The organism is Azospirillum sp. UENF 111221 (assembly GCF_058780625.1).
In genome coordinates this window covers 1586022-1612959 of record NZ_JBSNCH010000005.1, presented here as the reverse complement: position 1 = coordinate 1612959, position 26938 = coordinate 1586022, and the positions used below count along the sequence as shown (strand labels likewise).

The 26938-nt window shown below is 68.4% G+C and carries 23 protein-coding genes and 1 pseudogene; 5 read left to right on the top strand and 19 right to left on the bottom strand.

Features of this window, described 5'->3' with window-relative positions:
* Positions 1–17: 17 nt before the first annotated feature.
* The gene (locus tag ACWPN3_RS22230) at positions 18–1196 is read left to right on the top strand and encodes an AAA family ATPase (protein ID WP_492241192.1); all 1179 of its coding nucleotides are present in this window, start codon (positions 18–20) and stop codon (positions 1194–1196) included.
* A 63-nt stretch (positions 1197–1259) separates the two neighbouring features.
* Here ACWPN3_RS22230 and ACWPN3_RS22225 read toward each other — a convergent pair whose 3' ends face one another.
* Positions 1260–2453 (bottom strand): phosphoglycerate kinase, encoded by a 1194-nt coding sequence (locus tag ACWPN3_RS22225; protein WP_109448642.1) that lies wholly within the window; start codon positions 2451–2453, stop codon positions 1260–1262.
* 302 nt (positions 2454–2755) lie between these two features.
* Between ACWPN3_RS22225 and ACWPN3_RS22220 the strand changes: the two genes are divergently transcribed.
* Positions 2756–4360, top strand: coding sequence for a CYTH and CHAD domain-containing protein (locus tag ACWPN3_RS22220; RefSeq protein WP_492241191.1), 1605 nt, complete (start codon positions 2756–2758; stop codon positions 4358–4360).
* An 11-nt stretch (positions 4361–4371) separates the two neighbouring features.
* Positions 4372–4995: a nucleotide-binding protein gene (locus tag ACWPN3_RS22215; RefSeq protein WP_109448646.1), complete on the top strand. Its 624-nt coding sequence runs from the start codon at positions 4372–4374 to the stop codon at positions 4993–4995.
* A gap of 7 nt (positions 4996–5002) precedes the next feature.
* On the opposite strand, the gene ACWPN3_RS22210 is transcribed toward ACWPN3_RS22215, so the two are convergent.
* The 6 genes from ACWPN3_RS22210 to ACWPN3_RS22185 all read right to left on the bottom strand — a co-directional run bounded on the left by ACWPN3_RS22210 (position 5003) and on the right by ACWPN3_RS22185 (position 11787).
* The gene (locus ACWPN3_RS22210; RefSeq protein ID WP_492241190.1) at positions 5003–5698 is read right to left on the bottom strand and encodes a helix-turn-helix transcriptional regulator; all 696 of its coding nucleotides are present in this window, start codon (positions 5696–5698) and stop codon (positions 5003–5005) included.
* Positions 5699–5725: 27 nt separating this feature from the next.
* The gene (locus ACWPN3_RS22205; protein ID WP_109448650.1) at positions 5726–6103 is read right to left on the bottom strand and encodes a VOC family protein; all 378 of its coding nucleotides are present in this window, start codon (positions 6101–6103) and stop codon (positions 5726–5728) included.
* Positions 6104–6212: 109 nt separating this feature from the next.
* Positions 6213–9347, bottom strand: a complete 3135-nt coding sequence (locus tag ACWPN3_RS22200) for an error-prone DNA polymerase (protein ID WP_492241189.1) — start codon at positions 9345–9347, stop codon at positions 6213–6215.
* 104 nt (positions 9348–9451) lie between these two features.
* Entirely contained in the window at positions 9452–9973 is a 522-nt protein-coding gene (locus ACWPN3_RS22195; RefSeq protein WP_492241188.1) for a hypothetical protein, read from the bottom strand.
* 27 nt (positions 9974–10000) lie between these two features.
* Positions 10001–10567: a hypothetical protein gene (locus ACWPN3_RS22190; protein ID WP_109452961.1), complete on the bottom strand. Its 567-nt coding sequence runs from the start codon at positions 10565–10567 to the stop codon at positions 10001–10003.
* Between the two features lie 155 nt (positions 10568–10722).
* Complete coding sequence (locus ACWPN3_RS22185; protein WP_492261746.1) at positions 10723–11787, bottom strand: GGDEF domain-containing response regulator; 1065 nt, start codon at positions 11785–11787, stop codon at positions 10723–10725.
* Between the two features lie 231 nt (positions 11788–12018).
* Between ACWPN3_RS22185 and ACWPN3_RS22180 the strand changes: the two are divergent.
* Positions 12019–13912 (top strand): annotated as a pseudogene (locus ACWPN3_RS22180) (potassium transporter Kup).
* 146 nt (positions 13913–14058) lie between these two features.
* Here the strand turns inward: ACWPN3_RS22180 and ACWPN3_RS22175 are convergent.
* The 6 genes from ACWPN3_RS22175 to ACWPN3_RS22150 all read right to left on the bottom strand — a co-directional run bounded on the left by ACWPN3_RS22175 (position 14059) and on the right by ACWPN3_RS22150 (position 19261).
* Positions 14059–14313, bottom strand: a complete 255-nt coding sequence (locus tag ACWPN3_RS22175; protein ID WP_109448658.1) for a hypothetical protein — start codon at positions 14311–14313, stop codon at positions 14059–14061.
* Positions 14314–14400: 87 nt separating this feature from the next.
* Positions 14401–14997: a hypothetical protein gene (locus ACWPN3_RS22170; protein WP_492241185.1), complete on the bottom strand. Its 597-nt coding sequence runs from the start codon at positions 14995–14997 to the stop codon at positions 14401–14403.
* Positions 14998–15110: 113 nt separating this feature from the next.
* Positions 15111–16052 carry an Hsp33 family molecular chaperone gene (locus ACWPN3_RS22165; RefSeq protein ID WP_492241184.1) on the bottom strand — a complete coding sequence of 314 codons (942 nt, stop codon included), beginning with the start codon at positions 16050–16052 and terminating at the stop codon, positions 15111–15113.
* A 168-nt stretch (positions 16053–16220) separates the two neighbouring features.
* Positions 16221–17162 carry an ornithine carbamoyltransferase gene (argF, locus tag ACWPN3_RS22160; protein WP_109448664.1) on the bottom strand — a complete coding sequence of 314 codons (942 nt, stop codon included), beginning with the start codon at positions 17160–17162 and terminating at the stop codon, positions 16221–16223.
* Positions 17159–18331: an aspartate aminotransferase family protein gene (locus ACWPN3_RS22155; RefSeq protein ID WP_109448666.1), complete on the bottom strand. Its 1173-nt coding sequence runs from the start codon at positions 18329–18331 to the stop codon at positions 17159–17161. Before ACWPN3_RS22155 ends, argF begins: the two co-directional genes overlap by 4 nt.
* A gap of 126 nt (positions 18332–18457) precedes the next feature.
* Entirely contained in the window at positions 18458–19261 is an 804-nt protein-coding gene (locus ACWPN3_RS22150; RefSeq protein ID WP_109051954.1) for an ABC transporter permease, read from the bottom strand.
* 183 nt (positions 19262–19444) lie between these two features.
* Between ACWPN3_RS22150 and ACWPN3_RS22145 the strand changes: the two genes are divergently transcribed.
* Complete coding sequence (locus tag ACWPN3_RS22145; RefSeq protein ID WP_109448668.1) at positions 19445–20035, top strand: regulatory protein RecX; 591 nt, start codon at positions 19445–19447, stop codon at positions 20033–20035.
* Positions 20036–20294: 259 nt separating this feature from the next.
* Here ACWPN3_RS22145 and rpmB read toward each other — a convergent pair whose 3' ends face one another.
* The 6 genes from rpmB to ACWPN3_RS22115 form a co-directional block, all read right to left on the bottom strand.
* On the bottom strand, positions 20295–20594 hold the full coding sequence (rpmB, locus tag ACWPN3_RS22140; protein WP_012973047.1) for a 50S ribosomal protein L28: 300 nt from the start codon (positions 20592–20594) through the stop codon (positions 20295–20297).
* A 230-nt stretch (positions 20595–20824) separates the two neighbouring features.
* Positions 20825–21514 (bottom strand): hypothetical protein, encoded by a 690-nt coding sequence (locus ACWPN3_RS22135; RefSeq protein WP_492241183.1) that lies wholly within the window; start codon positions 21512–21514, stop codon positions 20825–20827.
* 228 nt (positions 21515–21742) lie between these two features.
* Positions 21743–22741 carry a methylmalonyl Co-A mutase-associated GTPase MeaB gene (gene meaB, locus ACWPN3_RS22130; protein ID WP_492241182.1) on the bottom strand — a complete coding sequence of 333 codons (999 nt, stop codon included), beginning with the start codon at positions 22739–22741 and terminating at the stop codon, positions 21743–21745.
* Positions 22742–23038: 297 nt separating this feature from the next.
* Positions 23039–24679: an ABC transporter ATP-binding protein gene (locus ACWPN3_RS22125; protein WP_492241181.1), complete on the bottom strand. Its 1641-nt coding sequence runs from the start codon at positions 24677–24679 to the stop codon at positions 23039–23041.
* A 25-nt stretch (positions 24680–24704) separates the two neighbouring features.
* Positions 24705–25712, bottom strand: coding sequence for an ABC transporter permease (locus ACWPN3_RS22120; RefSeq protein ID WP_492261745.1), 1008 nt, complete (start codon positions 25710–25712; stop codon positions 24705–24707).
* Positions 25713–25790: 78 nt separating this feature from the next.
* Entirely contained in the window at positions 25791–26900 is a 1110-nt protein-coding gene (locus ACWPN3_RS22115; RefSeq protein ID WP_109445388.1) for a microcin C ABC transporter permease YejB, read from the bottom strand.
* Positions 26901–26938 lie beyond the last annotated feature (38 nt).

The following is a 26938-nucleotide window of genomic DNA, read 5'->3' as shown; positions in this document are numbered from 1 at the left end:
TCCTAATGAGGCCGCCCGTGCCGTCCCACCCTGCCTCCACGCCTGCACAGAAGTTCCTGTTTCACCGCCCGAAGCTGGCGGCGGCGCTGGCCGACATCGTGACGGGGGACGCGCCGATCGGGGCGGAGCCGACGCTCTGTCTGGCAGCACCGCGGCGGACCGGCAAAAGCACCTTCCTGCGCCACGATCTGGGGCCGGAGCTTGAAGGGCGCGGCGTCCTGTCGGTCTATGTCGATCTGTGGTCGGACATGGCGGCCGATCCGGCCCATCTGATCACGGAGGCGTTGAAGGCCGAGCTTCGCCGGGCCGATAGCCTGCCGGTCAAGGCGGCGCGGGCGGTCGGACTCAGCAAGCTGGGCATGGGCGGCGTCTCGGTCGACATCGACCGGATCGGGCAGGCGCAGGGAGCCACGCTGGCCGACGCGCTGGAGGCCCTGCTGGAGCGCACGCACAAGCGGATCGCCCTGCTGGTGGATGAGGCGCAGCACGCCCTGACGACGGAGGCCGGGCTGAACGCCATGTTCGCGCTGAAGGCGGCGCGCGACCGGCTGAACACCCGCGACGATGCCCGCGACGGGCCGAACCTGATGATCGTGCTGACCGGATCTCACCGCGACAAGCTGAGCCGACTGGTGCTGAACCGTGACCAGCCCTTCTTCGGAACCAGCGTCCGCAGCTTTCCACTCCTGGACCGCGCCTATACCGACGCCTACACCACTTGGATCAACGAGCGGCTGGCCGAGGGCAACCGGTTCGACGCGGACGATGTCTTCACGGCCTTCGACGCGGTAGGGCGGCGGCCCGAGGCCCTGATGCGGATCCTGTCGGATGCGGCGCTGCTGGTCGGCGATGCCGGCGATCTGAAACGTACGTTGGCGGACGGCGCGACCGAGCTTCGCCAGCGGGTGTGGGAAGACTACGAGTCCGCATGGTCGGGGCTGACGCCGTTGCAGCAGGCGGTGGTCGAACGGCTGGCGCTGGAGGGGCCGCAATCCGCTCCCTTCTCCGCCCCGGCTCTGCAAGCCTATGCCGATGCGGTCGGGGAGACGGTGGAGCCGCCGGCCGTGCAGGCGGCCATCGAGGCGCTGCGGCAGAAGAACATCCTGTGGCGGTCGGCACGCGGACAATATGCATTGGACGATCAGGGCTTGGCGGAGTGGCTGAAGATGAGGGCGGAACGGGTTGGACAGGGGTGAGACGGCAAAAAGGCTCCGGGCCGAAATCCGGAGCCTTTCGCGTCTGCGATCCTGCGGAGCTGCTTACTTTTTCAGCGCCGCCACACCCGGCAGCTCCTTGCCTTCCAGCCATTCCAGGAAGGCGCCGCCGGCGGCGGAGACGTAGGTGAACTTGTCCTCGACCCCGGCATGGGCCATCGCCGCGACGGTGTCGCCGCCGCCGGCCACCGACAGCAGGCCGCCGGCTTCGGTGCGGGCGGCGACCAGACCGGCCACCGCGTTGGTGCCGGCGTCGAAGGGCTGGATTTCGAAGGCGCCGAGCGGGCCGTTCCAGACGACGGTCTTGGCGCCCTGCAGCTTCACGCCGAGGAACTCGACGGTGGCCGGGCCGACGTCCAGCGCCATCTCGTCAGCACCGATGGCGTCGAAGGCGACGACGCGGTTGGCCGCACCGGCCTTGAACTCCTTGGCGACGACGAAGTCCTTCGGCAGCAGGATCTCGCAGTTGGAGTCCTTGGCGGTCGCCATGATGGCGCGGGCCTGGTCGGCCATGTCCTTCTCGCACAGCGAGGCGCCGACATCGGTGCCCTGGGCGAACAGGAAGGTGTTGGCCATGCCGCCGCCCAGCACCAGCAGGTCGACCTTGCGGACCATGTTGCCGAGCAGTTCCAGCTTGGTGGAGATCTTCGCACCGCCGACGACGGCGGCGACCGGGCGCTCCGGCTTCTCCAGCGCCAGCGTCAGGGCCTTCAGCTCGGCTTCCATCAGGCGGCCGGCGGCGTTCGGCAGCAGGCGGGCGACACCCTCGGTCGAGGCATGGGCACGGTGCGCGGCGGAAAAGGCGTCGTTGACGTAGATGTCGCCCAGCGCGGCCATTTCCTTGGCAAAAGCCGGGTCGTTCTTTTCCTCTTCAGCGTGGAAGCGGGTGTTCTCCAGCAGCACGATGGCGCCGTCATGCACCTTGGCGATGGCGTCCTTGGCCTTCTCGCCGACGCAATCCTCGGCGAAGGCCACCTTCTGGCCGACGGCGGCGCTGAGGGCGTCCAGCACGTTGCGCAGGGAGTTCTTGGCGTCCGGACCGTTTTTCGGGCGACCGAAATGCGACAGGACCACGACCTTGGCACCCTTGGAGGACAGCTCCTTCAGGGTGGGGGCGAGGCGGTCGATGCGGGTGGTGTCGGACACTTTGCCGTCCTGCATCGGAACGTTCAGGTCGGCGCGCACCAGCACCGTCTTGCCGCTCACCTCAAGGTCGTCGATCGTGTTGAAATCGGTCATCGTCGCACTTCCCCAATGATGGCCGGTCCCAACGGGACAGGCCGTTTCAGTTTGCGGGAACCCAACCACAGGCCTGCACGCTTTGCAACGCCCCAAGGGTGGGGTGAAATGGGGCATAATGACCCTGCAACGTCCTGGTTAAAGCCATGGCCGAACGCCAGGAACCGGCGGCGGACGTACAGCCGGCGGGTGCCGCAACCGCAGGCTTCTGCAACATTTCCGTAACTTGACCCTGTCCATTGGCTGTGCAAACACCCAACTGTAGGCCAATGGGCCGCAAAACGGGGGTTGAAGCGCAGGCGATGGCTGAGGCCGAGATCAACCGCGAGACGGAACTGAAGCTGGCAGCGAAGCCGGAAGACTTCGACAGGCTGCGCGCCGCTTCCGCCATCGCAGACCGGGCCACCGGTCCGGCGGCGACACGCACCCTGGAAAGCACCTATTACGACACCGAGGAGCGCCGGCTTGCCGCGCGCAAGGTGACGCTGCGGGTGCGCAAGACCGGCGACGGCTTCGTCCAGACGGTCAAGTCGGCCCCCGACGAGGATGGGCTGGGCCGCGGCGAGTGGGAATGCGCGGTGACCTCCGCCGCCCCCGACCTGACGCTGATCGCCGATGCCGAGGCCATCGAGCTGCTGGGATCGCTCAGCGACTCGGAACTCCGGCCGATCTTCACCTCCATCGTCGAGCGCACCACGCAGGACGTGACGCTGGGCGAGGGCGACGGTGCCGCCGTGATCGAGGTCGCCTTCGACCGTGGCCGGATCGAGCTGCCCGACGGGCGGTCCACCGACCTCTGCGAGGTGGAGCTGGAGCTGAAGAGCGGTACGCCCGCGGCACTCTACGATCTGGCGCAGGAACTGACGCAGGCCGCCCCGCTGCGGCTGGAGATGCGCACCAAGGCGGAGCGCGGCCATGCGCTGGCCAACGGCACGGCCGACAAGGCGCTGAAGGCCGAAAAGCTGGTGCTCGACCCTGAGACGACGGTCGAGGGGGCGGTGGCGCGCATCGTGCGCGCCTGCATCGCCCACATGGTGGCGAACGAGGCGGTGACGCTGGCTGGCGAGGATCCGGAGGGCGTGCACCAGATGCGCGTCGCGCTGCGCCGGCTGCGCTCGGCCACCGCGCTGTTCCGGCCCTTCATCCCGGCCGCGCAATATCTGTGGCTGGTCGGCGAGATCAAGTGGCTGGCCGGCAGCCTGGGGCCGGCGCGCGACTGGGACGTGTTCGGCGAGGAGCTGCTGGCGCCGGTGCGCGACGCCTTCCACAAGGCCGACGGCCATGGCCGCTCGGCGGTGGAGGATCTGGACGCGCTGGCGGCGGCGGCCGAGGCCAAGCGGCTGCGCGCCTATGAGGGCGTGCGCGAGGCGATCCGCTCCGACCGCTACACCGCCTTCCTGCTGGGCGTCGGCAGCTGGGTGGAGAAGCGCGGCTGGCGCGACCAGCCGGTCAGCGAGGAATCGGTGCGGCTGTTCCAGCCGGTGATCGGGCTGGCCGACCATCTGCTGAACAAGCGCCACAAGAAGGCCAAGCGGGCCGGCCACGGCTTCGCCCATCTGCCGGTGGCCCAGCGCCACCAGCTGCGCATCGCCTTGAAGAAGCTGCGCTATGCCGTGGAGTTCTTCCGCAGCCTGTATGACGACAAGCCGGTGCGCCGCTACATCCAGCAGATGGCCGCCTTCCAGGACGCGCTGGGGCATTTGAACGACGTGGCGACGGCGACCCGGCTTCTGCACGAGCTGCACGACGACGGCAGCCGCTCGGCCCCCGGCGAGCCGCGCGCCGCCGGCATCGTCATCGGCTGGCATGCCCGTGGCGTGGCCGACACCGAGGCGGCGCTGGTCGCCCTGTGGCATGATTTCATCGACACCAAGCATTTCTGGTCGAAGCCGGACGCCGGGGTGTAGAGTCCACGGCCATGCTCACGATCCTCGTCGCCAACATCAAGGGCGGCTGCGGCAAGACGACCGTCGCCACCCACCTCGCCGCCGCGTCCGCCGCGGCCGGCCTGCCCACCGTGCTGGCCGACGTGGACCGTCAGCGCTCCTCGCTCGGCTGGCTGGAGCGCCGGCCGGAGAAGGCGCCGGCGCTGGTCGGGCTCGATTGGGCCAAGGACTTCACCGACACGCCGCGCGGCATCAAGCGGCTGGTCATCGACGCGCCCGCCGCGCTGAAGACCAAGCAGATCGAGGATTTGGTGAAGATGGCCGACATCGTCGTGCTGCCGGTGCTGCCCGGCGCCTTCGACGAACAGGCGACCCAGCGCTTCCTGGTCAAGCTCGACGAGCTGAAGCGCATCGCCAAGAAGAAAACCACGGTGGCAGTGGTCGGCAACCGCATGCGCGCCCGCACCAAGGCCGCCGACCGGCTGGACCGCTTCCTGGGCGGGATCGGCCATCAGGTGGTGACGCGGCTGCGCGACAGCCAGATCTACGCCGACGCGGCGGAAAGCGGCCTCAGCCTGTTCGACATGCCGGGCAAGCGCGCCGCCGAGCATCGCGGCGACTGGCAGCCGCTGCTGAGCTACATCGACGGGGTTTGACGGGAGTTCACCCCTGCGGGCAGCCCTCCTTGCGCCAGAGGGCGAGATAGTCGTCCAGGCCGCGGCCGGGGATCTCGTCGAACCGGCGCTCCAGGGGCAGCAGGGTTTCCATGCGGTCGATGCGGAAGCTGCGGAACTCCCCGCGCAGCTCGCACCAGGCGCCCAGCGTCCACACCCGGCCCCAGAAGAACAGGCCCAGCGGCTGGACCGCGCGGGCGGAATGGGTGCCGTCCTGGCGCCGGTAGTCGAACATCACCACGCGCCTGGCGTTGATGGCGCAGCGCAGCACGTCCATCCGGTCGCGCAAGGCGGCGGGGAAGGAGAAATCGGGGACGAAGACGCGGCTGTCGGCCAGTTCGCGCCGCCGCGCCTCTGGAACCACCGCCTCCACCTTGTCGAGCGCGCGGGCGGCTGCATCGGCGAGCGCGCCGCCGACCCAGGCACGGGCGAGGCGGGCGCCGACCACCAGCGCCTCGACCTCGTCCTGGGTGAACATCAGCGGCGGCAGGTCGTAGCCGTCGCGCAGCAGATAGCCGACGCCGGCCTCGCCCTCCACCGGCACGCCGGAGGAGGCGAGGTCGCGCATGTCGCGGTAGACGGTGCGCTCCGACACCTCCAGGCACCGCGCCAGTTCGGCAGCCGTCACCAGCCGCCCCTTGCGGAGATGCTGGACGATCTGGAACAGGCGGTCGGCGCGGCGCATGGCGGCGGCTCCGGCGGGCTGGCGGGGTCAGTGCATCGAATAGAGGCCGACGCGGTTGCCCTCGCTGTCGATGAACTGGGCGAAATAGCCGATTTCGGGGGTGATCAGCGTCTTCGGCACGACGATGCGGGCGCCGGCCTGCTCGGCACGGGCCAGCGGGGCGGACAGGTCGTCGCCGCCGTTCAGATAGACGGTGGTGCCGTCGGCGCTCGGCTTGCAGGCCTCATGCTGGATCAGGCAGCCCTTGACGGCGGTGCCCTCGGCCGGGAAGACGGCCATGGTCATGCCGCTGGGGCAGGGCTCCTGGACCATCTTGGCGGCGAAGACGGTCTCGTAGAAGGCGACGGCGCGGGCGAGGTCGGTGACGGGAATCTCGAACCAGGTGACGACGTGCGGGATGTTCATCGGAGTGGCTCCTGACAGCGAGTGGGGTGGATGTTCGTGGTTCGTGCCGGCACGCCCTCTTGATAGCACGCCCCTCCTGACAGCGTGATGTCAGGAGCAATCGGCTCCCTCAATGAAAATTGCGGCCCTTGGGGAAGGGGCCTGCCGACGGGCGATCCTCGCCGGTCAGGTCTGACAGCCGGTGGGACAGGTCGATCAGCGATTCCACGCGCAGATGCACCACCCCCTCGTGGTTCTGCACCCGGCCGGTGGCGGCCATCAGCCGGGCGGTCATGATCGGGCGGCGGAAGGTCTCAAAGGCGTCGGGCATGACGACGAGGTTGGCGACCCCGGTTTCGTCCTCCAGCGTGATGAAGACGACGCCCTCGGCACTGCCCGGCCGCTGGCGGACCAGGACGAGGCCGGCGGTGGTCAGGCGGCGGCCGTCGCGCGTCTGCGCCAGCCGCTCCGCCGGGGTGATGCCGGGCAGGCCGTCGCGCAGCAGCGACAGCGGGTGGGCCTTCAGCGACAGGGACAGGCTGCCGTAATCCATCACCACATGCTCGCCGAGCGCCATGGCGGGCAGGGGGGCTTCCGGCTCCTCGGCCATCGGCCCGTCCAGGCGGGCGAACAGCGGCAGCGGCTGGTCGCCCAGCGCCCGCACCGCCCACAGCGCCGCCCGGCGGTCGAGCCCGACGGAGCGGAAGGCGTCGGCCTTGGCGAGCTTCTCCAGCGCCACGACCGGCAGGCGGGCGCGGCGCCACAGGTCGTAAGGGTCGCTGTAGCCGCCGGCACGGGAGAGGACAACCGAGTCGGCGTGGGCTTGGGTGAAACCCTTGATCAGGCGGAGACCCAGGCGGAGGGAGGACGGATCGTCCACCGCGCAATCCCAGCCCGACAGGTTCACGTCCGGCGGCAGCACCGTCACGCCATGCTCCCGCACGTCGCGGACGATCTGGGCGGGGGCGTAGAAGCCCATCGGCTGGCTGTTCAGCAGGGCGGCGGCGAAGATGGCGGGGTGGTGGCGCTTGATCCAGGCGGAGACATAGACCAGCAGGGCGAAGCTGGCGGCGTGGCTTTCCGGGAAGCCGTATTCGCCGAAGCCTTCGATCTGCTGGAAACAGCGCTCGGCGAAGGCGGGGTCGCAGCCGTTGGCGATCATGCCTGCGATGAACTTGTCGTGGAACAGCTGGACCTTTCCGGTCTTGCGGAAGGCCGCCATGGCGCGGCGCAGTTGGTCGGCCTCCTCGGCGCTGAAGCCGGCGCCGACCATGGCGACCTTCATCGCCTGTTCCTGGAACAGCGGCACGCCCAGCGTTCGGTAAAGGACCGGTTCAAGCGCCGGCATCGGGTAGGTGATGTCCTCCGCGCCGCTGCGGCGGCGTAGGTAGGGATGGACCATGCCGCCCTGGATCGGGCCGGGGCGGACGATGGCGACCTCGATCACCAAATCGTAGAATGTCTTCGGCCGCAGCCGCGGCAGCATGCTCATCTGCGCGCGGCTTTCGACCTGGAAGACACCCAGGCTGTCGGCCCGCCCCAGCATCTCGTAGACCGCGGGGTCGTCCTGGGGCAGGCTGGCGAGCGTCCAGCGTTGCCCATGCACCTGTTCGATCAGGTCGAAGGCGCGATGGATGCAGGTCAGCATGCCCAGCGCCAGCACGTCGACCTTCAGGATGCCGAGAGCGTCGATGTCGTCCTTGTCCCACTCGATGGTGCTGCGGTCCGCCATCGCCGCGTTGGCGACCGGGCAGAGATCCGACAAAGGGCCGCGGGTGATGACGAAGCCGCCGACATGCTGCGACAGGTGGCGGGGGAAGCCGATCAGCTCCTGGGCAAGCTCCAGCGTGCGCTTGAGCCTCGGGTCGTCGGGATCGACGCCGAGCGAGCGGGCGCGCTCCTCATCCACCCCCTGGCCGCTCCAGCCCCAGATCGAACCGGTCAGCCGCGCCACCAGATCGGCCGACAGCCCCATCGCCTTGCCGACCTCGCGGAGCGCGCTGCGGGCGCGGTAGCGGATGACGGTGGCGGTCAGGCCGGCGCGGGCGCGGCCGTATTTCCTGTAGAGGTACTGGATCACCTCCTCGCGCCGTTCATGTTCGAAATCGACGTCGATGTCCGGCGGCTCGCCGCGGGCGGAGGAGATGAAGCGCTCGAACAGCAGGTCGACTTCGGTCGGATCGACCGAGGTGATGCCCAGGCAATAGCAGACGGCGGAGTTGGCGGCGCTGCCGCGGCCCTGGCACAGGATGTCCTTCTTCCTGGCGAAGCGGACGATGTCGTGGACGGTCAGGAAATAGGGGGCAAAGCGCTGCTCGGCGATCAGGGCCAGTTCGCGCTCCACCGTATGGCGCACCGCATCGGGGATGCCGCCGGGGAAGCGGTCGGACGGATAGCGCTTGGCCGCCCCGTCCCAGGTCAGGGCGACCAGGGTCTCCTGCGGGTCGCGGCCCTCCGCCACCTCGTCGGGATACTCGTACCGCAGATCCTCCAGCGAGAAGCGGCAGGCCTCGGCGATCTCCAGCGTCCGGGCGACGGCGTCGGGATGGTCGCGGAACAGGCGCATCATCTCGACGGCCGGTTTCAGGTGCCGCTCGGCATTGGCGGACAGCCGCCAGCCGGCCTCGTCGATGGTGGTGTGATGGCGGATGCAGGTCATCACGTCGGCCAGAGCCCGCCGCCCGGCGCCGTGATAGAGCACGTCGTTGGTGGCGACCAGCGGCACCCCCTCCGCCTCCGCCAGTCCGGCGAGCCAGCGCAGCCGGCGGGCATCGTCGCCCTGGTAGCGGTGGCTGGCGGCCAGATAGAGCTGTCCGCGCGCCAGCCCGCCGCGCCAGGCGCGCAGCTCGCGCAGCAGCGTCTCGTCGCGCCGGTCGGGGCGCCGGTCGGGGCCGAGCAGCAGGAACAGCATGCCCTCGGCATGGGCCAGCACGTCGGTGCGGGCGATGAAGCACTCGCCCTTCGGCGCCCGCATCTTGCCCAGCGTCAGCAGCCGCGACAGCCGCGCATAGGCGGCGCGGTCGGTCGGGTAGGCCAGCAGGCTGTCGGCGTCGGTCAGGTCCAGCCGGCAGCCGATCAACGGCCGGATGCCCGCCTTCTTCGCCGCCACATGCATCTGCACCACGCCGGCCAGCGAATTGCGGTCCGTCACCCCCACCGCCGCCAGCCCCAGCGCCGCCGCCGTCATCGCCAGCTCGTCAGGGTGCGACGCCCCCTCCAGAAAGCTGAAGTTGGTGGCGAGCTGCAACTCGGCATAACGGATCATGGCAGGGCTCCCCGGCGCTGGCACATGGGTGCGCACGGGGATGATAATCTGAAAATGGGACTTATGTCATCATTAAGGCAGGTTGCGGCTTTCCTGCCCTGCTCTCACTCGATATAGGATTCAACGCCCATGACGGTGAAGCCCTTGTTCTCCGGGAAGCGGGCGTTGACCTTTTCGCGGGCCTTCTTCTCGTCGAGCGCCCAAACGAGGAACCGGCGGCCGCGCTTCCAGCTGTCGAGCGCGGTGGAGATGAGGGTGGGATTGACGCGGGTGGCGTATTCGATGTTGACCACCCGCAGGAGCCAGCCCTGGTCCTTCTGTGTGCGGCGGTCGTCCAGCACATAGATGCGGCGGTCATTGGCGCCGGCCGCCTTCAGGCGCTGCTCCAAATCCTCGCATCCCAGCTCGGCCATCGCCTTGCGGCGGCGGGCGTCGCGCAGGTCGCGGGCCTGCTGGAGCGTGACGCGGGCGATCTTCTTGATCCGCTCTACCTGCGCCTGCTTGCGCGAAACCGCGGTGGCGATCCGCTCCTCCGACGTCTTCAGGCGGCGCAGCGCCAGCAGCAGCGACACCGCCAGGGAGGCGAGGCCGACCAGACCGGAAAAGATGTAGGGCATGGTGTCCATGGCGGGTCCGGCTTTCGATTGGGGGGCTCAGCTGGCCTTGGCGACGGGGGTGTCGGCGGACAGGAATTCCTGCATCCGCGTCACGGCATAGCCGAAGGCTGGAGGGTAGCGCCGTTCGATCTCCGTCCGCGCCTCCGCCATCGAGCGCGCCCACACCTCGATCATCTGCGGCTGCGCCCAACTGGGATCGACCAGCGAATGCTGGCTCTGCTGGACGGCGCTGGTGCCGACATATTTGTTCACCAGCATGGCGACGTAGCAGGGGCTGCCCTGGACCTCCTCGCCGATCAGGCGGACCAGCCGCTCGCCGGACTGGCGTGCCTCCTCGATCTGGCGTTCCATCACCTTGCGGCGGCGCAGCACATCCTCGGCCGCACCGTCCAGATCCTTCAGCTCGCGGATGCGGTCGCCGCGGCGGGCCTCCAGTTTCGTCTCCAGCTTGGCGCGGCGGGCGATGATGTCGCGCACCCCCTCCGACCCGTGGCGGCGTTCGATCGCGCGTTCGCCCAGCACGATGACGAGCTTGCCGATGCCGAACCCCAGTCCGGCCAGTCCGAAGGCGGTCATCAGCGCGTTGGTGTAGTCCTGCCACATGTGCGAACCCCCGATCGGAAATGACATACGCCAAGATGTTTCCAACGATAGGAGTAACCCTTGGCTTGTCGTCGTTCAATCGCGGCGCTGAAACGATATTACACAGTCGCCATGCCGGAAGGCCGGGGGCGGCATGATTTTACCCCGGCACGATTTTACCCCGGCGCGCGTTCGACCCGGTTGCGGCCGGCCTGCTTGGCGGCCTGCAAGGCGTGTTCGGCGCGGTGCAGGGTCTGTTCGACGCCGGGCTCATCGGGAAGCCAGTTGGCGACGCCGATGCTGGCGGTGACGGGGATCGCGCGCTCCTCCACCGGGATCGGGCTGTCGGCCAGGGCGGCGCGCACCCGTTCCGCCACAACGGCGGTGCCGGCGACGTCGGTTTCCGGCAGAAGCACGACGAACTCCTCTCCGCCCGACCGCGCGATGTGATCGGAGATGCGGAGCGCCGCCCGGATCCGCTTCACCACCGCGCGCAGCACCGCGTCGCCGACGGCATCGCCATGGGCGTCGTTGACCGTCTTGAAGCCGTCGAGGTCGAGCAGGAAGACGCCGAGGGGCCGGCCATAGCGCCGTGCCCGCGCCAGCTCCGCCGCCGCCAGTTCCAGGAAGCGGCGGCGGGTCCACACGCCGGTCAGCGGGTCCAGCGTCGCCATGCGGTTGAGGCGGACGGTCGCCTCCTCCAGCGCGCGGCCGCGTTCGGCAAGCGCCCGTTCCAGGGCCGCCAGATCGGCATAGGCGCGCAATGCCGTCACTACGCTGGTGAACAGCCGGCGCGCCGTCAGCTCGGTCTTGGCGGTGTAGCCGTCGATCTCATAGGCGAGGACCAGATCCTCCTCCGGCACGCGGGCCGGCTGGCCTGTGCGCAGGACGATGCGGATGGCGCGGTTGCCCAGATCCTCGCGGATGCGGCGGGCCAGCCGCAGGCCGGCATCCTCGGTCTCCATCACCACGTCGAGCAGGATGACGGCGATGTCCGGGGTGTCGCGCAGGATGCGTTCCGCCTCCGCCGCACTGGTGCAGTCGAGCAGGCGGACGGGGCGGCCGCGGAAGCGCAGCCGGGCGAGCGCCAGCCGGGTGACGGCATGCACCTCCGGCTCGTCGTCGGCGACCAGAACCAGCCAGGGCGGAGCGGCAGGGTCGCTGTCGCCGGTCCCGCCGGCCCCGCCGGAAGATCCTGCGGGGGGAGACTTGTCCGAGGCGAACAGGAAATCGTTGGACATGGCTGCCGGCTCGGAACTGCCCACGGTGCACGCAGGAATGGAAGCACGGCCCCGGCCCCGATGCAACGGTGCCGAGTGCCGCGCCGGCGCTATGGTGTCCCGAACCCGTCGGGATGAAAATCACCGGGGATCGGTCGTGCCGGTGGCGCGTTTCGCCATTCGGTGCTTGCACGGTCACGCCAAGCCACCTTAGGCATGGCTGTGCATGGAAACGATCGGAGCGGACCGGGTATGGAAGCAAGCATGGATGGGCGGGAGCATGCGGCCAAGCTGCGCGCGCTCGCGCTGGGGGCGCTGGGTGTCGTCTATGGCGACATCGGCACCAGCCCGCTCTACACGCTGCGCGAATGCCTGACCGAGGGCGGCGGCTTCCCGCTGACGCCCGAAGTCATCCTGGGGGTGCTGTCGCTGATCTTCTGGGCGCTGATCATCACGGTGACGGTGAAATACGTCATCTTCATCATGCGCGCCGACAACCAGGGCGAAGGCGGCATCCTGGCGCTGACCGCGCTGGCGTTGCGCGGCATGCGCCCGGGGCACCGGCGGACCGGGGTCGTCATGGCCATCGGCGTGATGGGCGCCTCGCTGTTCTACGGCGACAGCCTGATCACCCCCGCCATCTCGGTGCTGAGCGCGGTGGAGGGCCTGCATGTCGTCGCCCCCGCCCTGGACAGCTATGTCATCCCGATCACGCTGACCATCCTGGTCGGACTGTTCGTGCTGCAGCGATTCGGCACCGAGAAGGTCGGCAAGCTGTTCGGACCGGTGATGATGGTCTGGTTCCTGACGCTGGCAGTGCTGGGTCTGGGGCAGATCATCCGCTATCCCGGCGTGCTGGGCGCGGTGTGGCCCGGCCATGCGGTGGAGATGCTGTTCAACCATGGCTGGCACGGCTTCCTGCTGCTGGGTGCGGTGGTGCTGGCGGTGACCGGGGCGGAGGCGCTTTATGCCGACATGGGGCATTTCGGCCGCAAGCCGATTCGTGGCGCCTGGTACACCATCGTGCTGCCGTCGCTGCTGCTGTGCTATTTCGGCCAGGGCGCCCTGCTGCTGCACGAGCCGGAAGCCATCGAGAACCCCTTCTTCCATCTGGCGCCGGACTGGGCGCAGGTGCCGCTGCTGCTGCTGGCCACCGCCGCAACCATCATCGCCGGGCAGGCGGTGATCTCCGGTGCCTATTCGGTGACCTTGCAGGCCATGCATCTGCGCTATCTGCCGCGGATGGAGGTGATGCACACGTCGGAGCATGAGAAGGGCCAGATCGTACATGCCGCAGCTGACCTGGCTGCTGCTGGCCGGCGTCATCCTGCTGGTGCTGACCTTCCAGACCTCCAGCAATCTCGCCGCCGCCTACGGCATTGCGGTGACCGGCACGATGGTGGCGACCACGCTGCTGGCCTACAAGGTGGCGCGCTCGCTCGGCCGCTGGAAGCTGTGGCAGGCGGTGCTGGCGCTGGCGGTGTTCCTGACCGTCGACATGGCGCTGTTCCTCGCCAATCTGGTGAAGGTGGAGGAGGGTGGCTGGTTCCCTCTGGTGGTGGGTGCGGCTGTCTTCCTGCTGATGGCGACGTGGCGGCGCGGGCGCGAGGTGGTGCGCAAGCGGCTGGCCGAGGATGCGCTGCCCTTCGACATGCTGCTGGAGCGGCTGAAGAGCGGGTCGGTGCAGCGGGTGCCGGGCACCGCGGTGTTCCTGACCGGCAACCCGCGCGGCCTGCCGCCGGGGCTGCTGCACAGCATGAAGCACTACAAGGTGCTGCATCAGCGCGTCGTGCTGCTGACCGTCGACATCGAGGACGTGCCGCATGTGCCGGACGAGCAGCGCTTCGAGTTGAAGGCGCTGTCGGCCGGCTTCTTCCGGCTGATCGTCCATTTCGGCTTCAAGGACGAACCGGACATCCCGGTGGCGCTGGAAAGCAAGCGCATCCCGGGATTGCCGTTCGAGCCGATGGAGACGACCTATTTCGTCAGCCGCGAGACGCTGATCCGCAGCCATGGCAAGTCCGGCCTGCCGCGCTGGCAGGAACCGCTGTTCATCTTCCTGTCGAAGCTGTCGTCCAGCGCGTCGGAGTATTTCTGCATCCCGCCCAACCGGGTGGTCGAGCTGGGCATGCAGCTGGAAATCTAGGGCAGGCTTTGCCGGACAGGGTCTTGACCGCCGAATTTACCGGCCGAACGTGCCGATGAGGGCGGCGGGCGGGGGCAGTTTCTGCCGCCCCCGCCAGAAGGCCACTCGCCTCATGCCGTTAGCGGACGGTCAACACCGGACAGCCACTACCAGACAATGGACACCGGCGGTTTGTAGGCGGAGGCGGCGAACATCTGCCGCACCGCCAGTTCCAGCTTGATCTGCGCCTCCGACTTCTTGACGAAGGACAGGTCTATGTCGCCCAAGGACTTCACCATGCAGCCGGAGCGGCTGAGGTTGCGGAGCGCCGCCTGGGACGACTGCTGTTTTTCTTCGGGGATGGCTGTGATCGTGGCCGATCCCTCCGGCGGCCGGACGACATAGAGGTCGAATTTCGGCATGGGCACCCTCCGTTCTGACGAAACGTCGGGTGCCTCACCGCAAAGGCCGGGCCAACTCTTGCGCCCGGCCAACTCCTGCAAAAAAAGTCAGCGCCGGACCATCGGCGCCAGATCCTTGCGGATGCCGGCATCCAGGCGGGCGTTCAGATCGTCCATCATCCGGCGGGTCATCTCCAGGAAGGTCGCCTCGCGGTCGGCCAGCGAGATGTTCTCCGCCACGGTGGTGGAATGGGTGACGGTGGAGCGGGTCACGCCGCGGAAGCCGCCATTGCCGGTGTCCGGCACCTCGCCAGCGATCTCGACCTCGATCCGGCCGTCATAGCGCTGGGCCTGGTCGTTGGTGAAATAGCCGGTGATGCCCTTCTTGGTGGGCAGCGCCACCTCGACGATGCTGGCGTCGCGGATGGTGACGCGCACGCGGCCCGTCCCGCCGGCCGCCTGCAACCGCTCCGCCGCCCAGCGCCGCACCGCCTCGGCCGGCGGAACCGCGGAGCGGCCCTCCACATGCTTGGCCCCGACCGGACGGTAGGCGTCGACCACGTCGACGGTGCCGGCATTCAGAACGATCGGCCCGAAATTGGAAAAGTCGACCGGACGGGGCGCCGGCCGCGGCGGCGCGCTCTGGCAGGCGGCAAGCAGGAGGGTGGCCATTCCGGCGGCGAGGGTGAAGCGGCGCGACAGCATGGGGGCTCCGGTTCTTGGGCTGCTTTCGGCAACCTGGGTTGCTGGGAAAGAAAAGGGGCGCGGCGCGGACGCCGCGCCCCCATGAACGCGTTCGTGTCGGACCCTATTCCCCGTTAGGAGGCAGGGCCATACACGCGGTCGAGATCCGCGTCGGTGAAGTGGTAGTCGGTCGAGCAGAACTGGCAGGTCACCTCGACCCGGCCGTCGTCGATCTTCAGCTCCTGCACCTCGTCGCGGGGCAGACCGCGCAGCATGGTCTCCACCCGCTCGCGCGAGCAGCGGCAGCCGAAGCGCAGGGCGTTGCCCTCATAGACCCGCACGCCGTCCTCGTGGAACAGGCGGTAGAGCAGGTCGGCGGCCGGCAGGTCGGTCGACAGCAGCTCGTCGCCGGACACGCTGGCCATCAGCGCCATGGCGCGGCGCCAATCGTCCTCGTTGTCCGACGCGGTCAGCCCCTGCTCCTGCGGCAGGCGCTGGACCATGATGCCGCCGGTCCGCCAGGGGCCGAAGGAGCCGTCCGGCAGCGCCGCGCGGTCGACCGAGACGGTCAGGCCGGTGTCGATCTGCTCCGACTGGCGGAAGTAATGCTGGACGCAGTCGGTCAGCGTCTTGCCGTACAGCTCGACGATGCCCTGGTAGCGGTCGGTGTCGGGGCCCTGGTCCACCGTAAAGGCGATGTAGCCCTTGCCCAGCAGGGCGGCGGCCGGGGCGATATCGACGTCCCGCTCCGCCTTGGCCAGCGCTTCCGGATCGAACTGGGCATAGGCGCGCACGTCACCGACCGAGGTGACATCGGCCACCATCAGGCGGATCGGGCCATCGCCCTTGGTCTGGAGCGTGAAGATGCCCTCGTACTTCAGCATGCTGGCGAGCAGCACGGCGAGCGTCGCCGTCTCCGCCAGGAAGCGGGCGACGGTGGGCGGATAGTCGTGGCGGGTCAGGATCTCGTCGATCGCCGGTCCCAGCTTGATGATGCGGCCACGCAGGCGCGACGCCTCGATCTGGAACGGCAGGACGAAATCATCGGTGAGCGGGCGGACGGACGGATCGTCCATAGGGCAGATTCCTTAAGTACAGAGACCGGTTATGCAGGCGTAGGGCCGAAGATCGGGGTGCGTAGGGGCCGAATCAAGGCCGGTAGGGCACCCATGCGAATTTGGCCCTCTCCCGGGGTGGGAAGAGGGCCAATCGAAGCGTTGAATGCAGGGATCGGGCGCGGAGGGTCAGTCCAGCACGCCCATGCACCAGCCGAGGATGGCCTTCTGGGCGTGCAGGCGGTTTTCCGCCTCGTCCCAGACCACCGAATGGCGGCCGTCGATCACGCCGTCGGTCACTTCCTCGTTCCGGTGGGCCGGCAGGCAGTGCATGAACAGCGCCTCGGGGTGCGCGTGCGCCATCAGCGCCTCGTTCACCTGATAGGGGGCGAGGATCGCCGCGCGCTCGTCCACATCGGTGTTGTGCATCGAGGCCCAGGCGTCGGTGATGACGCATTCGGCCCCACGCACCGCCTCTTCCGGGCTGTCGGTGACGACCAGGCGGCCGTTGCCCTCGCGCTCGGCCCAGGCCAGCAGCTCCGGCGACGGGCCGTAGACGGTCGGGCAGGCCAGACGCAGCTCGAAGCCGAAGCGCACGGCGGCATGCGCCCAGCTGACCGCGACGTTGTTGCAGTCGCCGATCCAGGCGACGGTCCGGCCGGTGATCGGACCGCGATGCTCCTCGAAGGTCATCAGGTCGGCCATGATCTGGCAGGGGTGGGTCTGGTCGGTCAGGCCGTTGATGATCGGAATGCTGGCATGGGCCGCCAGCTCATGCACCCGCTCCTCGCCGGTGGTGCGGACCATCACCGCATCGACGAAGCGCGACAGCACGCGGGCGGTGTCGCCGATGGTCTCGCCGCGGCCCAGCTGCATGTCGTCGGGCTTCAGCACCACGACGTTGCCGCCGAACTGCTGCATGCCGACCTCGAACGACACGCGGGTGCGGGTCGAGGGTTTCTCGAAGATCAGGGCCAGCGAGCGGCCGGCCAGCAGGGTGGAGTGGGCCAGCCGGTCCGTCTTCAGGTCGGCCTTGATGCGCACGGCATGGTCGAGCAGGCGGCGCAGGGTGGCGCCGTCCATCCGGTCGATGTCGAGAAAATGCCGGACTGTCTTGTTGTCGCCGCTCATCCCACGCACTCCTGCGCCGTCCGGTCGAGAATCCCGACGGCTTCGTTCACTTCGGCTTCGCCGATGGTCAGGGGCGGCAGCAGCCGCACCACATTCTCGCCGGCCGGAACCGACAGCAGGCCGTTGGCGCGCAGCTTCGCCACCACCTCGCCGACCGGCTGGCCCAGCTTGAGGCCCAGCATCAGGCCCTGGCCGCGCAGTTCCAGGAACATCGACGGATGCTTGGCGATCAGCTCCTCCAGGCGGCCGCGCAGCAGGATCGACGTCTTCTGCACCTCGTCCAGGAAGCCCGGCGCCAGCATGACGTCCAGCACGGCGTTGCCGACGGCGGTCGCCAGCGGGTTGCCGCCATAGGTCGAGCCGTGGGTGCCGGCGGTCATGCCGGACGCCGCACGCTCGGTCGCAAGGCAGGCGCCGAGCGGGAAGCCGCCGCCGATGCCCTTGGCGACGCACATGACGTCCGGCGTGATGCCGGCCCATTCATGGGCGAACAGCTTGCCGGTGCGGCCCATGCCGCACTGGATCTCGTCGAGGAACAGCAGCAGGCCATGCTCGTCGCACAGCGCGCGCAGCCCGCGCAGGAACTCCACCGAGCCGGCGCGGATGCCGCCCTCGCCCTGGATCGGCTCGACGCAGATGCCGCCGGTCTGGGGCGTGATCGCGGCGCGCACGGCGTCGAGGTCGCCGAACGGCACTTGGTCGAAGCCGTCCAGCAGCGGGTCGAAGCCATGCACCAGCTTCTCCTGCTTGGCGGCCGAGATGGCGCCCAGCGTGCGGCCGTGGAAGGCCTGCTCGAAGGTGATGATACGGTTCTTCTGCGGGTTGCCGCTGTCGTAATGGTACTTGCGGACGGCCTTGGCGCCGCATTCCCAGGCTTCCGCACCGGAGTTCGTGAAGAACACCGTGTCGGCGAAGGTCACCTCGGTCAGGCGCTTGCCCAGGCTCTCCTGCCCGGCGACCCGGAACAGGTTGGAGGTGTGCCACAGCTTCTGCGCCTGCTCGGTCAGCTTCTCGACCAGATAGGGATGCGCGTGACCCAGGGCGTTCACCGCGACGCCGGCGGCGAAGTCGAGGAATCGTCGCCCGTCGGTCGCGTAGAGATACGGACCTTCACCGCGCTCGAAAACGACATCGGCGCGGGCGTATGTGGGCATAACGACGGGGATCACGGCCTTGGTCTCCCAAAAAAGGAAAATCCGGCGGCCAATGCCTGACCGCCGGGAACGGCAAATATCCGGAGATTGATGGGTTCTGTCAACGGACAGGGGTGAAAAAGCGCTGTTTTCGCAGCGTCTTCACGCCTTAAGCTTGTAGCCGGTCTTGAACATGCGCCAGGCGAGCCACCACAGGCCGGCATTCACGCCCAGCATCACCGCCACGCCCAGCCAGCGCGCCCCGTCGGACACCCCGATGAAGCCGTAGCGGAAGCCGTCGATCATGTAGAAGAACGGGTCGAAATGCGCGACCCACCAGAAGACCGGCGGCAGGGTATCGACCGAATAGAAGGTGCCGGACAGGAAGGACAGCGGCGTCACCACGAAGTTGGTCACCGCGGCGATGTTGTCGAACTTCTCCGACCAGACGCCGCCGACCAGACCCAGCAGCGACAGCAGCATCGACGCCATCACCGCATGGAACAGGACGAAGCCCGGATGCGGCATGTGCATCGGGATCACCGCCCAGATGGCGAGGCCCGTCACCAGACCGACCACGATGCCGCGGGTGACGCCGCCCAGCACGAAGCCGCTGACCAGCTCCATCGGCGACAAGGGCGGCATCAGGATGTCGACGATGTTGCCCTGGACCTTGGCGATCACCACGGAGGAGGAGGTGTTGGCGAAGGCGTTCTGCACCATCGCCATCATGATCAGGCCGGGAGCCAGGAACTCCAGGTAAGGTGTTGCGCCGACCATCCGCACCGCCGACCCCAGCGACAGGGCGAACACCGCGTAATAGAGCAGCGTCGTCACCACCGGCGCCCAGACGGTCTGCTGGTGCACCTTGATGAAGCGCCGCACCTCGCGTGCATAGAGCGTCCACAGGCCGATCCAGTTGACGGAACCGACATTGCGCGGCATGGGAGGAAGGGGAAGGGTCATCGCGTCACGATCTGCCTTTTGGGAACCGGCACCTGTGGTTTCGGCGCCCTTGGGGGGAGCCGAGTGAGGGCCGGAACTGTTTCGCCAGGAAAGGGCGCCGGGTGGGTCACGGACCGCCAGTAAGGCCACGGACTGTACGTGCGGCCTGCCCGTCCGGCAACCGCCGCCGCCGAAGGGACTGCCATGAACACCGACGACAAGCGTTCCGTTCCCCCCGCCCGCTCGCCGGCGAGGAAGCCGCCGAAGCGGGTCACGCCGCAATATCTGGAGAACGCGGCGCTGCATTATCTGGAGCGCTTCGCCAGTTCGACATCCAACCTGCGCCGGGTGCTGATGCGCAAGGTCGACCTGTCGGCCAAGGCCCACGGCACCGACCGCGAGGAGGGGGCCCGCTGGATCGACGAGCTGCTGGCGCGCTATGTCCGCAGCGGCCTGCTGAACGACGAGACCTATGCCCGGATGCGCACCGAAAGCCTGCACCGCCGTGGCGCCTCCACCCGGCTGATCGCCCAGAAGCTGGCCGGCAAGGGCATCGGCCGCGACGAGGCCGACAAGGCGCTGGACAGCCTGCGCGAGGATGTCGGGCCGGACTTGGACCTGACGGCGGCACTGGCGCTGGCGAAGCGGCGGCGGCTGGGCCCCTACCGGCGGCCGGAGCAGCGCGAGTCGCAGCGGGAGAAGGACATGGCGGCGCTGGGCCGCGCCGGCTTCGGCTATGAGATCGCCCGGCGGGTGGTGGATGCCGAGGATCCGGACGGGCTGCTGGAGGAGTAGGGCGGCGGCCGATGGAGCATTGACGATGGAACGGCGTGGAACATCTTTCGGGAGATGTTCCATGGTTCACATCGCAAGAAATGAGAGGCCCGGAAACAGCAGGCCCTGAAACGACGAAACGCGCGGCACCCTTTCGGATGTCGCGCGCCGCTCTCTTACCGGGAGTCGGAATCGTCCTGTACGCGTCCTAAACTTCTTCAGCGGAGCGGCAAGCGCCCCACGTCAGCACACCAAACGCGCCCCAGAATCGGGGAAGCGATCAGGCCGCGGCCTGCTGCTTCTCCTGCGCCTTGGAGATCCGGCGCTTGATGCGACGGGCATCCAGGCTCAGCACCGCGTCCTTCGCATCGAGCAGGAAGGCGTCGAGGCCGCCCTTGTGCTCGATCGAGCGGATCGCGTTCACCGAGAGGCGCAGACGCACCAGCTGACCCAGGCTGTCGCTGAGCAGCGACGTTTCCTGGAGGTTCGGCTGGAAGCGGCGACGATTCTTGTTGTTGGCGTGGCTGACGTTGTTGCCAAACTGCGTGCCCTTGCCGGTCACGGAGCACCGACGTGCCATCGGACTGTTCCTTTATTTTAGCAAATGAAACCCGGTAACGGACGGCCTGCCGCCCGAAGGAGGCCGCTATATAGTCGAACAAAAGCGCCGTCGTCAAGCCTGTCGTCAAGCCGGGAACCGCGATGAAACCGTTAAAGCCCGAGTCGTCGCGGGATTGTGGAGAGTCGAAGCGCGGCGGCCTCTTCGATCCGACGAAGAGACGCGCCGCGCCAGTCTTGCGCCGACCGGTGTCAGTTCACGGTCGGGGAGGTCTTCGACGCCGGCTTGGCGGCCAGCGGCTTGGCGGGGCGGCGCTGCGCCGGCTTGGCCACCGCCTTCGCCTCGGCGGCGATTGCCGCGGCGGGGGCGGCCGTCTCGGCCTTCACCGTCTCGACCAGTTCCTTCACCGGAACCTCGACCGGGTCGGCGGCCGGAGCGGCAACCGGGGCGGTCTCGGCAGCCACGGCCGGAACCGGGGCAGCGGCCTCGACCTTCGGGGCCTCGACCTCCGGCGCCGGGGCAATCACCAGGGCTGCCGCCGGCGCCGCCTTCGGAGCCTCGGCCTTCGGGGCCGGGGCAGCGACGGGGGCCGCGGTGGGGGCAGCCTCCGCGGCCGGAGCCGGCAGGGTGGTGATCTCGGCGGCGATCTTGCTGGAGACGTCCAGGAAGCCCTGCACGCTCTCGGTCACGCGGGCCTGGGTGGTGGACAGCCAGTCGCGCTGAAGAGCGGCCAGATCGGCGGCGTTGCGGGCCTTGCCCAGCCCGGCGGCCAGGCGGCTGGCGTCGTTGACCGAGGCGGTGACGCCGTCGAACCAGCGGCGGTAGCCGTCCTGCACCAGCGTGGCGACGCGGGCGGACTTGGCGGCGGCGGTGGCGGCAGTGGTCTGGGCGTTGGTCTTGAACAGGTTCAGGACGTTGGCGGGGGTCGGCTGAGCGGTCATGGCGTTGTCTCCCGTAGAGCAAGGCATATTGGCGGAAACGGAAAGGCCGCTCCGGCGTAACCCCAGGAGACCGCGGGCACCCCGGCCCAAGCAACGGAGGCTGATCGACAAAGTCGAATCGGCGCACGTCGCCCCTTTCCCGCCCGGTGCAGAATAGCCCTACGGTTGGTGCGGTGCAACGGATTTGTTGCGGTGCAACATAAGCTGAACGGTTTATGCCCCGTTGGATCAGGTGGTTTCCGTCCGGTCGAGGAAGCGCCCAAGAAGGGTGTGGGCCGCCGCCGCGGGGATGGTGGTTCCGGCGGTCACCTCCGCCTCGAGTCGCGCCAGATCGGCCCGCACCGCCGGGTGGGCGCGGAACCGGTCGATCAGCGTCTCGCGGATCTCGCTCCACAACCAGGCGCGGGCCTGCTCCGCCCGGCGGGTGGCGCGGGCGCCATTGGCCTCGGTCAGCGCCTTGTGCTCGCCGATGGTGTCCCAGATCGTGTCGATGCCGATCTTCTTGAAAGCGGAGCAGCTGAGAACCGGCACCCGCCAGTCGCCGTGGCGCAGCAGGGTCAGCGCGTGGCGGTAGTCGGCGACGGTGTGGCGGGCGGTGGCGGCGAGGTCGCCGTCGGCCTTGTTGACGACGACGAGGTCGGCCAGCTCGACGATGCCCTTCTTGATGCCCTGCAGCTCGTCGCCGCCGGCCGGCAGCAGCAGCAGCATGAACAGGTCGACCATGTCGGCGACCGCGGTCTCCGACTGGCCGACGCCGACCGTCTCCACCACGATCACGTCGAAGCCGGCGGCTTCGCAGACCAGCATCGCCTCGCGCGTGCGGCGCGCCACGCCGCCCAGCGTCGCACCGGCGGGGGAGGGGCGGATGAAGGCGGCGGGATCGCGCGACAGGTCGACCATCCGGGTCTTGTCGCCCAAAATCGAGCCGCCGGTGCGCTGCGACGACGGATCGACCGCCAGCACCGCGACCTTGTGCCCCAGCCCGATGACATGCAGCCCGAACGCTTCGATGAAGGTCGATTTCCCCACCCCCGGCACGCCGGAGATGCCGAGTCGCACCGAGTTGCCGGTATAGGGCAGCAGCGCCTCCAGCAGCGCTTCGGCGGTGGCGCGATGGTCGGCACGCGTCGATTCGATCAGCGTGATCGCCCGCGCCAGTGCGCGGCGGTCGCCAGAGCGGACAGCTTCGGCGAGGCGGGCGGCGTCTTGCAGGGCGGTGTCGGTCATGGCGGCGGCGTCGGTCTGTGCGAAGGGAGCGGTACCCTACCCGAGGGAGCGGTTCGGGATAAAGCCCTTGGCGTGGTGGCAGGTCGTCCCGGACGCTGTGGTTTCGGTGGGCGGGCCTTCCACGGATTTCACGGATTTAGACACGGATTTCACGGATTTTTTTGAACTTGGCGGCGCTTCGGCCCTTCACGAAGGGGTGCGGCCTTGGGCCGCGACATCCGTGAAATCCGTGTCCCAATCCGTGAAATCCGTGGAGATCTTGTCGACAACTCCCGCGCCCTGGGGATCACGCCCGCCCTACGTCCGCACCGCCGGCGACTCCACCGCCTCCAGGTTCAGCGCGGCGGCGAGCAGGGCGCGGGTGTACTCCTCGCGCGGCTCCTCGAAGATGCGCTGGGTCGGCCCCTGTTCGACCACCTTGCCGTCCTTCATCACCATGACGTGGCTGGACAGCGCCCGCACCACCCGCAGATCGTGGCTGATGAACAGATAGGCGAGGTTGTGGCGGGCCTGGATGTCGCGCAGCAGGTCGACGATCTGCGCCTGCACCGACATGTCGAGCGCCGAGGTCGGCTCGTCCAGCACGACGAATTTCGGCTTCAGCACCAGGGCGCGGGCGATGGCGATGCGCTGGCGCTGGCCGCCGGAGAATTCGTGCGGGTAGCGGTTGCGCGCCTCGGGCGGCAAGCCGACCTCCTCCAGCGCGCGGGCGACCATCGTCTCGCGTTCCTTGGCGTCGCCGATGCCGTGGATGCCCAGCCCTTCGCCGATGATCTGGCCGACCGACAGGCGGGGCGACAGGCTGCCGTAGGGGTCCTGGAAGACGATCTGCATCTCGCGGCGCAGGCCCCGCAGGCGCTTCGGCTGCCAGCCCTGGATGTCGGTGCCGTCGAAGCGGATGGCGCCCTGGCTGGCGTGCAGGCGCAGCAGCGCGAGGCCCAGCGTCGTCTTGCCCGACCCCGATTCGCCGACGACGCCGACGGTGTGGCCGCGGCGGACCGCGACATCGACGCCGTCCACTGCCTTGATGTGGCCGACGGTGCGGCGCAGCAGGCCCTTCTTGATCGGGAAATGCACCTTCAGCCTATCGGCGGCCATCACCTCCGCCGCATCCTCGGGCGGCGACAGCGGGTTGCCGCGCGGCTCGGCCGACAGCAGCTTCTTCGTGTAGGCGTGGCGCGGGCGGATGAACAGGTCGTCGACCTTGGCCTGCTCGACGATCTCGCCCTGGTTCATCACGCAGACGCGGTCCGCCATCTTGCGCACCACCCCCAGATCGTGGGTGATCAGCAGCAGCGCCATGCCGAAGCGGCTTTGCAGATCCTTCAGCAGCGCCAGGATCTGCGCCTGGATAGTGACATCGAGCGCGGTCGTCGGCTCGTCGGCGATCAGCAGGTCGGGCTCGTTGGCGAGCGCCATCGCGATCATCACGCGCTGGCGCTGGCCGCCCGACAGCTCGTGCGGGTAGGCGGTCAGCCGCTTTTCCGGGTCGGGCAGCCCGACGAGGCGCAGCAGCTCCAGCGTGCGGGCGCGGGCGGCGGCGGTCGACAGGCGCTTGTGCAGGAACAGGGTCTCGTTGATCTGCCGCTCGATGCTGTGCAGCGGGTTCAGCGAGGTCATCGGCTCCTGGAAGATCATGGCGATGCGGTTGCCGCGCACCTGCCGCAGGGTCTTCTCCTCGGCACCCAGCAGCTCGGTGTCGCGGAAGCGGATCGAGCCGGCGGGGTGGTGCGCCATCGGATAGGGCAGCAGCTGCAGGATCGACAGCGCCGTCACCGACTTGCCGGAGCCCGATTCGCCGACCAGCGCCAGCGTCTCGCCCTTCTGGATGTCGAAGGACACGCCCTTGACGGCCTGCGTGGCACCGGCGCCCGAGCGGAAATCGACGCGCAGACCCCGCACGGACAGCAGGTCGGGGTTGGGGGGCATCAGGCTCATGTCGGGCTCTTCACGGTCGTCATCGTCATTCCGCCGCTTCCTTGCGCGCCGCGGTGGCCGCGGCGGCCTCGCCGGGCAGCGCGGTGGACATCTGGGCAATGGTCTTGCGCGGGTCGAAGGCGTCGCGCACCGCCTCGCCGATGAAGATCAGCAGGCTCAGCATGATCGCCAGCACAAAGAAGGCGGTCAGGCCGAGCCAGGGCGCCTGGAGATTGGCCTTGCCCTGGGCCAGCAGCTCGCCCAGCGACGGCGATCCCGGCGGCAGGCCGAAACCGAGGAAATCCAGCGCGGTCAGGGTGGTGATGGAGCCGTTGAGGATGAAGGGCATGAAGGTCAGCGTCGCCACCATGGCGTTGGGCAGCACATGGCGCACCATGATGGTGACGTCGCCGGCCCCCAGCGCCTTGGCGGCGCGCACATAGTCGAGGTTGCGCGCCCGCAGGAACTCCGCCCGCACCACATGGACCAGCGCGGTCCAGGAGAACAGCAGCAGCAGCCCCAGGAGCCACCAGAAGGTCGGCGTCACCACGCTGGCCAGGATGATCAGCAGGAACAGGGTGGGAAGCCCCTGCCAGATCTCGATGAAGCGCTGGAACAACAGGTCGGTCAGCCCGCCGAAATAGCCTTGGACCGCGCCGGCCGCGACACCGATGACCGAGGAGAAGACGGTCAGCACCAGCCCGAACAGCACCGAGATGCGGAAGCCGTAGATCAGCCGCGCCACCACGTCGCGCCCCTGGTCGTCGGTGCCGAGCCAGTTGTCGGCGGACGGCGGGGCGGGTGCGGGGACCGGCAGGTTGTAGTTGATGGTGCGGTAGCTGTAGGGGATCGGCGGCCAGACCATCCAGCCCTTGGCGGCGATCAGGTCGCGGACATAGGGATCGCGGTAGTCGGTTTCGGTCTCGAACTCGCCGCCGAAGGTGGTCTCCGGGTAGGTGTGGAAAACCGGCCAGTAATAGTGGTTCTCGTATTCGATCAGCAGCGGCTTGTCGTTGGCGATGAACTCCGCCCCCAGCGAGACGGTGAACAGCACCAGGAAGATCCAGAAGGACCAGAAGCCGCGGCGGTTCGCCTTGAAATTGGCCAGCCGGCGCCGGGGTCAGCGGAGTCATCACACCCTCCGCGAGTCGAAGTCGATGCGGGGATCGACCATCACATAGGTGATGTCGCCGACCAGATTCATGATCAGCCCCAGCAGCGTGAAGAAATAGAGCGTTCCGAACATCACCGGATAGTCGCGGTTGATCGCCGCCTCGAATCCGAGCAGCCCCAGCCCGTCGAGCGAGAAGATCACCTCGATCAGCATGGCGCCGGTGAACAGGATGCCGATGAAGGCGCCGGGGAAGCCGGCGATGACGATCAGCATGGCGTTGCGGAAGACATGGCCGTACAGCACGCGGTTCTCGGTCAGGCCCTTGGCCCTGGCGGTGATCACATACTGCTTGCCGATCTCCTCCATGAAGGAGTTCTTGGTCAGCATGGTCAGGCCGGCGAAACCGCCGATCACCATGGAGAACACCGGCAGCGCCATGTGCCAGAAGTAATCGAGCACTTGGCGGTACCAGGGCAGGCTGCCCCAATTGTCCGAGACCAGACCGCGCAAGGGAAACCAGTCGAGATAGCGCCCGCCGGCGAACACCACGATCAGCAGCACCGCGAACAGGAAGCTGGGGATGGCGTAGCCGACGATCACCACGCCGGACGTCCAGACGTCGAAGGGCTGGCCGTCGCGCACCGCCTTGGCGATGCCGAGCGGGATGGACACCAGATAAACGATCAGCGTCGTCCAGATGCCGAGCGAGATCGACACCGGCATCTTTTCCAGCACCAGATCGACGACGCGGCGGTCGCGGAAGTAGCTGGTTCCGAAATCGAACACGATGTAGTTCGACATCATGTGGATGAAGCGTTCGTGCAGCGGCTTGTCGAAGCCGAACTCCTTCTCCAGCTGCTTGATGAAGGCGGGATCCAGCCCCTGGGCGCCGCGATACTTGCCGCCGCTGTCGCCGCCGGTCTGGTTCTGGCGCTGGGCGGCGTTGGCGTCGCCGCCGGCGCTGCCGCCGATGCGCGAGGTCGCCTCCACCGCGGTGCCCTGGACGCGGGCGATCATCTGCTCGATCGGGCCGCCGGGGGCGATCTGCACGATCAGGAAATTGATCACCATGATCCCGAACAGGGTGGGGATGATCAGCAACAGGCGGCGGATGATGTAGGCCAGCATCGCGGGTGTCCCGACCCTCCCCAATCCTCAAGGAAACG

What these genes read in the sequence shown, in the direction of transcription:
- ACWPN3_RS22200 (WP_492241189.1), bottom strand. Translation starts at nt 9,347, where the DNA reads ATGATCCGTTATGCCGAGTTGCAGCTCGCCACCAACTTCAGCTTTCTG.
- ACWPN3_RS22125 (WP_492241181.1), bottom strand. Translation starts at nt 24,679, where the DNA reads ATGAGCCTGATGCCCCCCAACCCCGACCTGCTGTCCGTGCGGGGTCTG.
- ACWPN3_RS22210 (WP_492241190.1), bottom strand. Translation starts at nt 5,698, where the DNA reads ATGCGCCGCGCCGACCGCCTGTTCCAGATCGTCCAGCATCTCCGCAAG.
- ACWPN3_RS22170 (WP_492241185.1), bottom strand. Translation starts at nt 14,997, where the DNA reads ATGCTGTCGCGCCGCTTCACCCTCGCCGCCGGAATGGCCACCCTCCTG.
- ACWPN3_RS22150 (WP_109051954.1), bottom strand. Translation starts at nt 19,261, where the DNA reads ATGACCCTTCCCCTTCCTCCCATGCCGCGCAATGTCGGTTCCGTCAAC.
- ACWPN3_RS22135 (WP_492241183.1), bottom strand. Translation starts at nt 21,514, where the DNA reads ATGACCGCTCAGCCGACCCCCGCCAACGTCCTGAACCTGTTCAAGACC.
- ACWPN3_RS22115 (WP_109445388.1), bottom strand. Translation starts at nt 26,900, where the DNA reads ATGCTGGCCTACATCATCCGCCGCCTGTTGCTGATCATCCCCACCCTG.
- rpmB (WP_012973047.1), bottom strand. Translation starts at nt 20,594, where the DNA reads ATGGCACGTCGGTGCTCCGTGACCGGCAAGGGCACGCAGTTTGGCAAC.
- meaB (WP_492241182.1), bottom strand. Translation starts at nt 22,741, where the DNA reads ATGACCGACACCGCCCTGCAAGACGCCGCCCGCCTCGCCGAAGCTGTC.
- ACWPN3_RS22225 (WP_109448642.1), bottom strand. Translation starts at nt 2,453, where the DNA reads ATGACCGATTTCAACACGATCGACGACCTTGAGGTGAGCGGCAAGACG.
- ACWPN3_RS22190 (WP_109452961.1), bottom strand. Translation starts at nt 10,567, where the DNA reads ATGTGGCAGGACTACACCAACGCGCTGATGACCGCCTTCGGACTGGCC.
- ACWPN3_RS22205 (WP_109448650.1), bottom strand. Translation starts at nt 6,103, where the DNA reads ATGAACATCCCGCACGTCGTCACCTGGTTCGAGATTCCCGTCACCGAC.
- ACWPN3_RS22215 (WP_109448646.1), top strand. Translation starts at nt 4,372, where the DNA reads ATGCTCACGATCCTCGTCGCCAACATCAAGGGCGGCTGCGGCAAGACG.
- argF (WP_109448664.1), bottom strand. Translation starts at nt 17,162, where the DNA reads ATGAGCGGCGACAACAAGACAGTCCGGCATTTTCTCGACATCGACCGG.
- ACWPN3_RS22185 (WP_492261746.1), bottom strand. Translation starts at nt 11,787, where the DNA reads ATGTCCAACGATTTCCTGTTCGCCTCGGACAAGTCTCCCCCCGCAGGA.
- ACWPN3_RS22175 (WP_109448658.1), bottom strand. Translation starts at nt 14,313, where the DNA reads ATGCCGAAATTCGACCTCTATGTCGTCCGGCCGCCGGAGGGATCGGCC.
- ACWPN3_RS22145 (WP_109448668.1), top strand. Translation starts at nt 19,445, where the DNA reads ATGAACACCGACGACAAGCGTTCCGTTCCCCCCGCCCGCTCGCCGGCG.
- ACWPN3_RS22195 (WP_492241188.1), bottom strand. Translation starts at nt 9,973, where the DNA reads ATGGACACCATGCCCTACATCTTTTCCGGTCTGGTCGGCCTCGCCTCC.
- ACWPN3_RS22220 (WP_492241191.1), top strand. Translation starts at nt 2,756, where the DNA reads ATGGCTGAGGCCGAGATCAACCGCGAGACGGAACTGAAGCTGGCAGCG.
- ACWPN3_RS22165 (WP_492241184.1), bottom strand. Translation starts at nt 16,052, where the DNA reads ATGGACGATCCGTCCGTCCGCCCGCTCACCGATGATTTCGTCCTGCCG.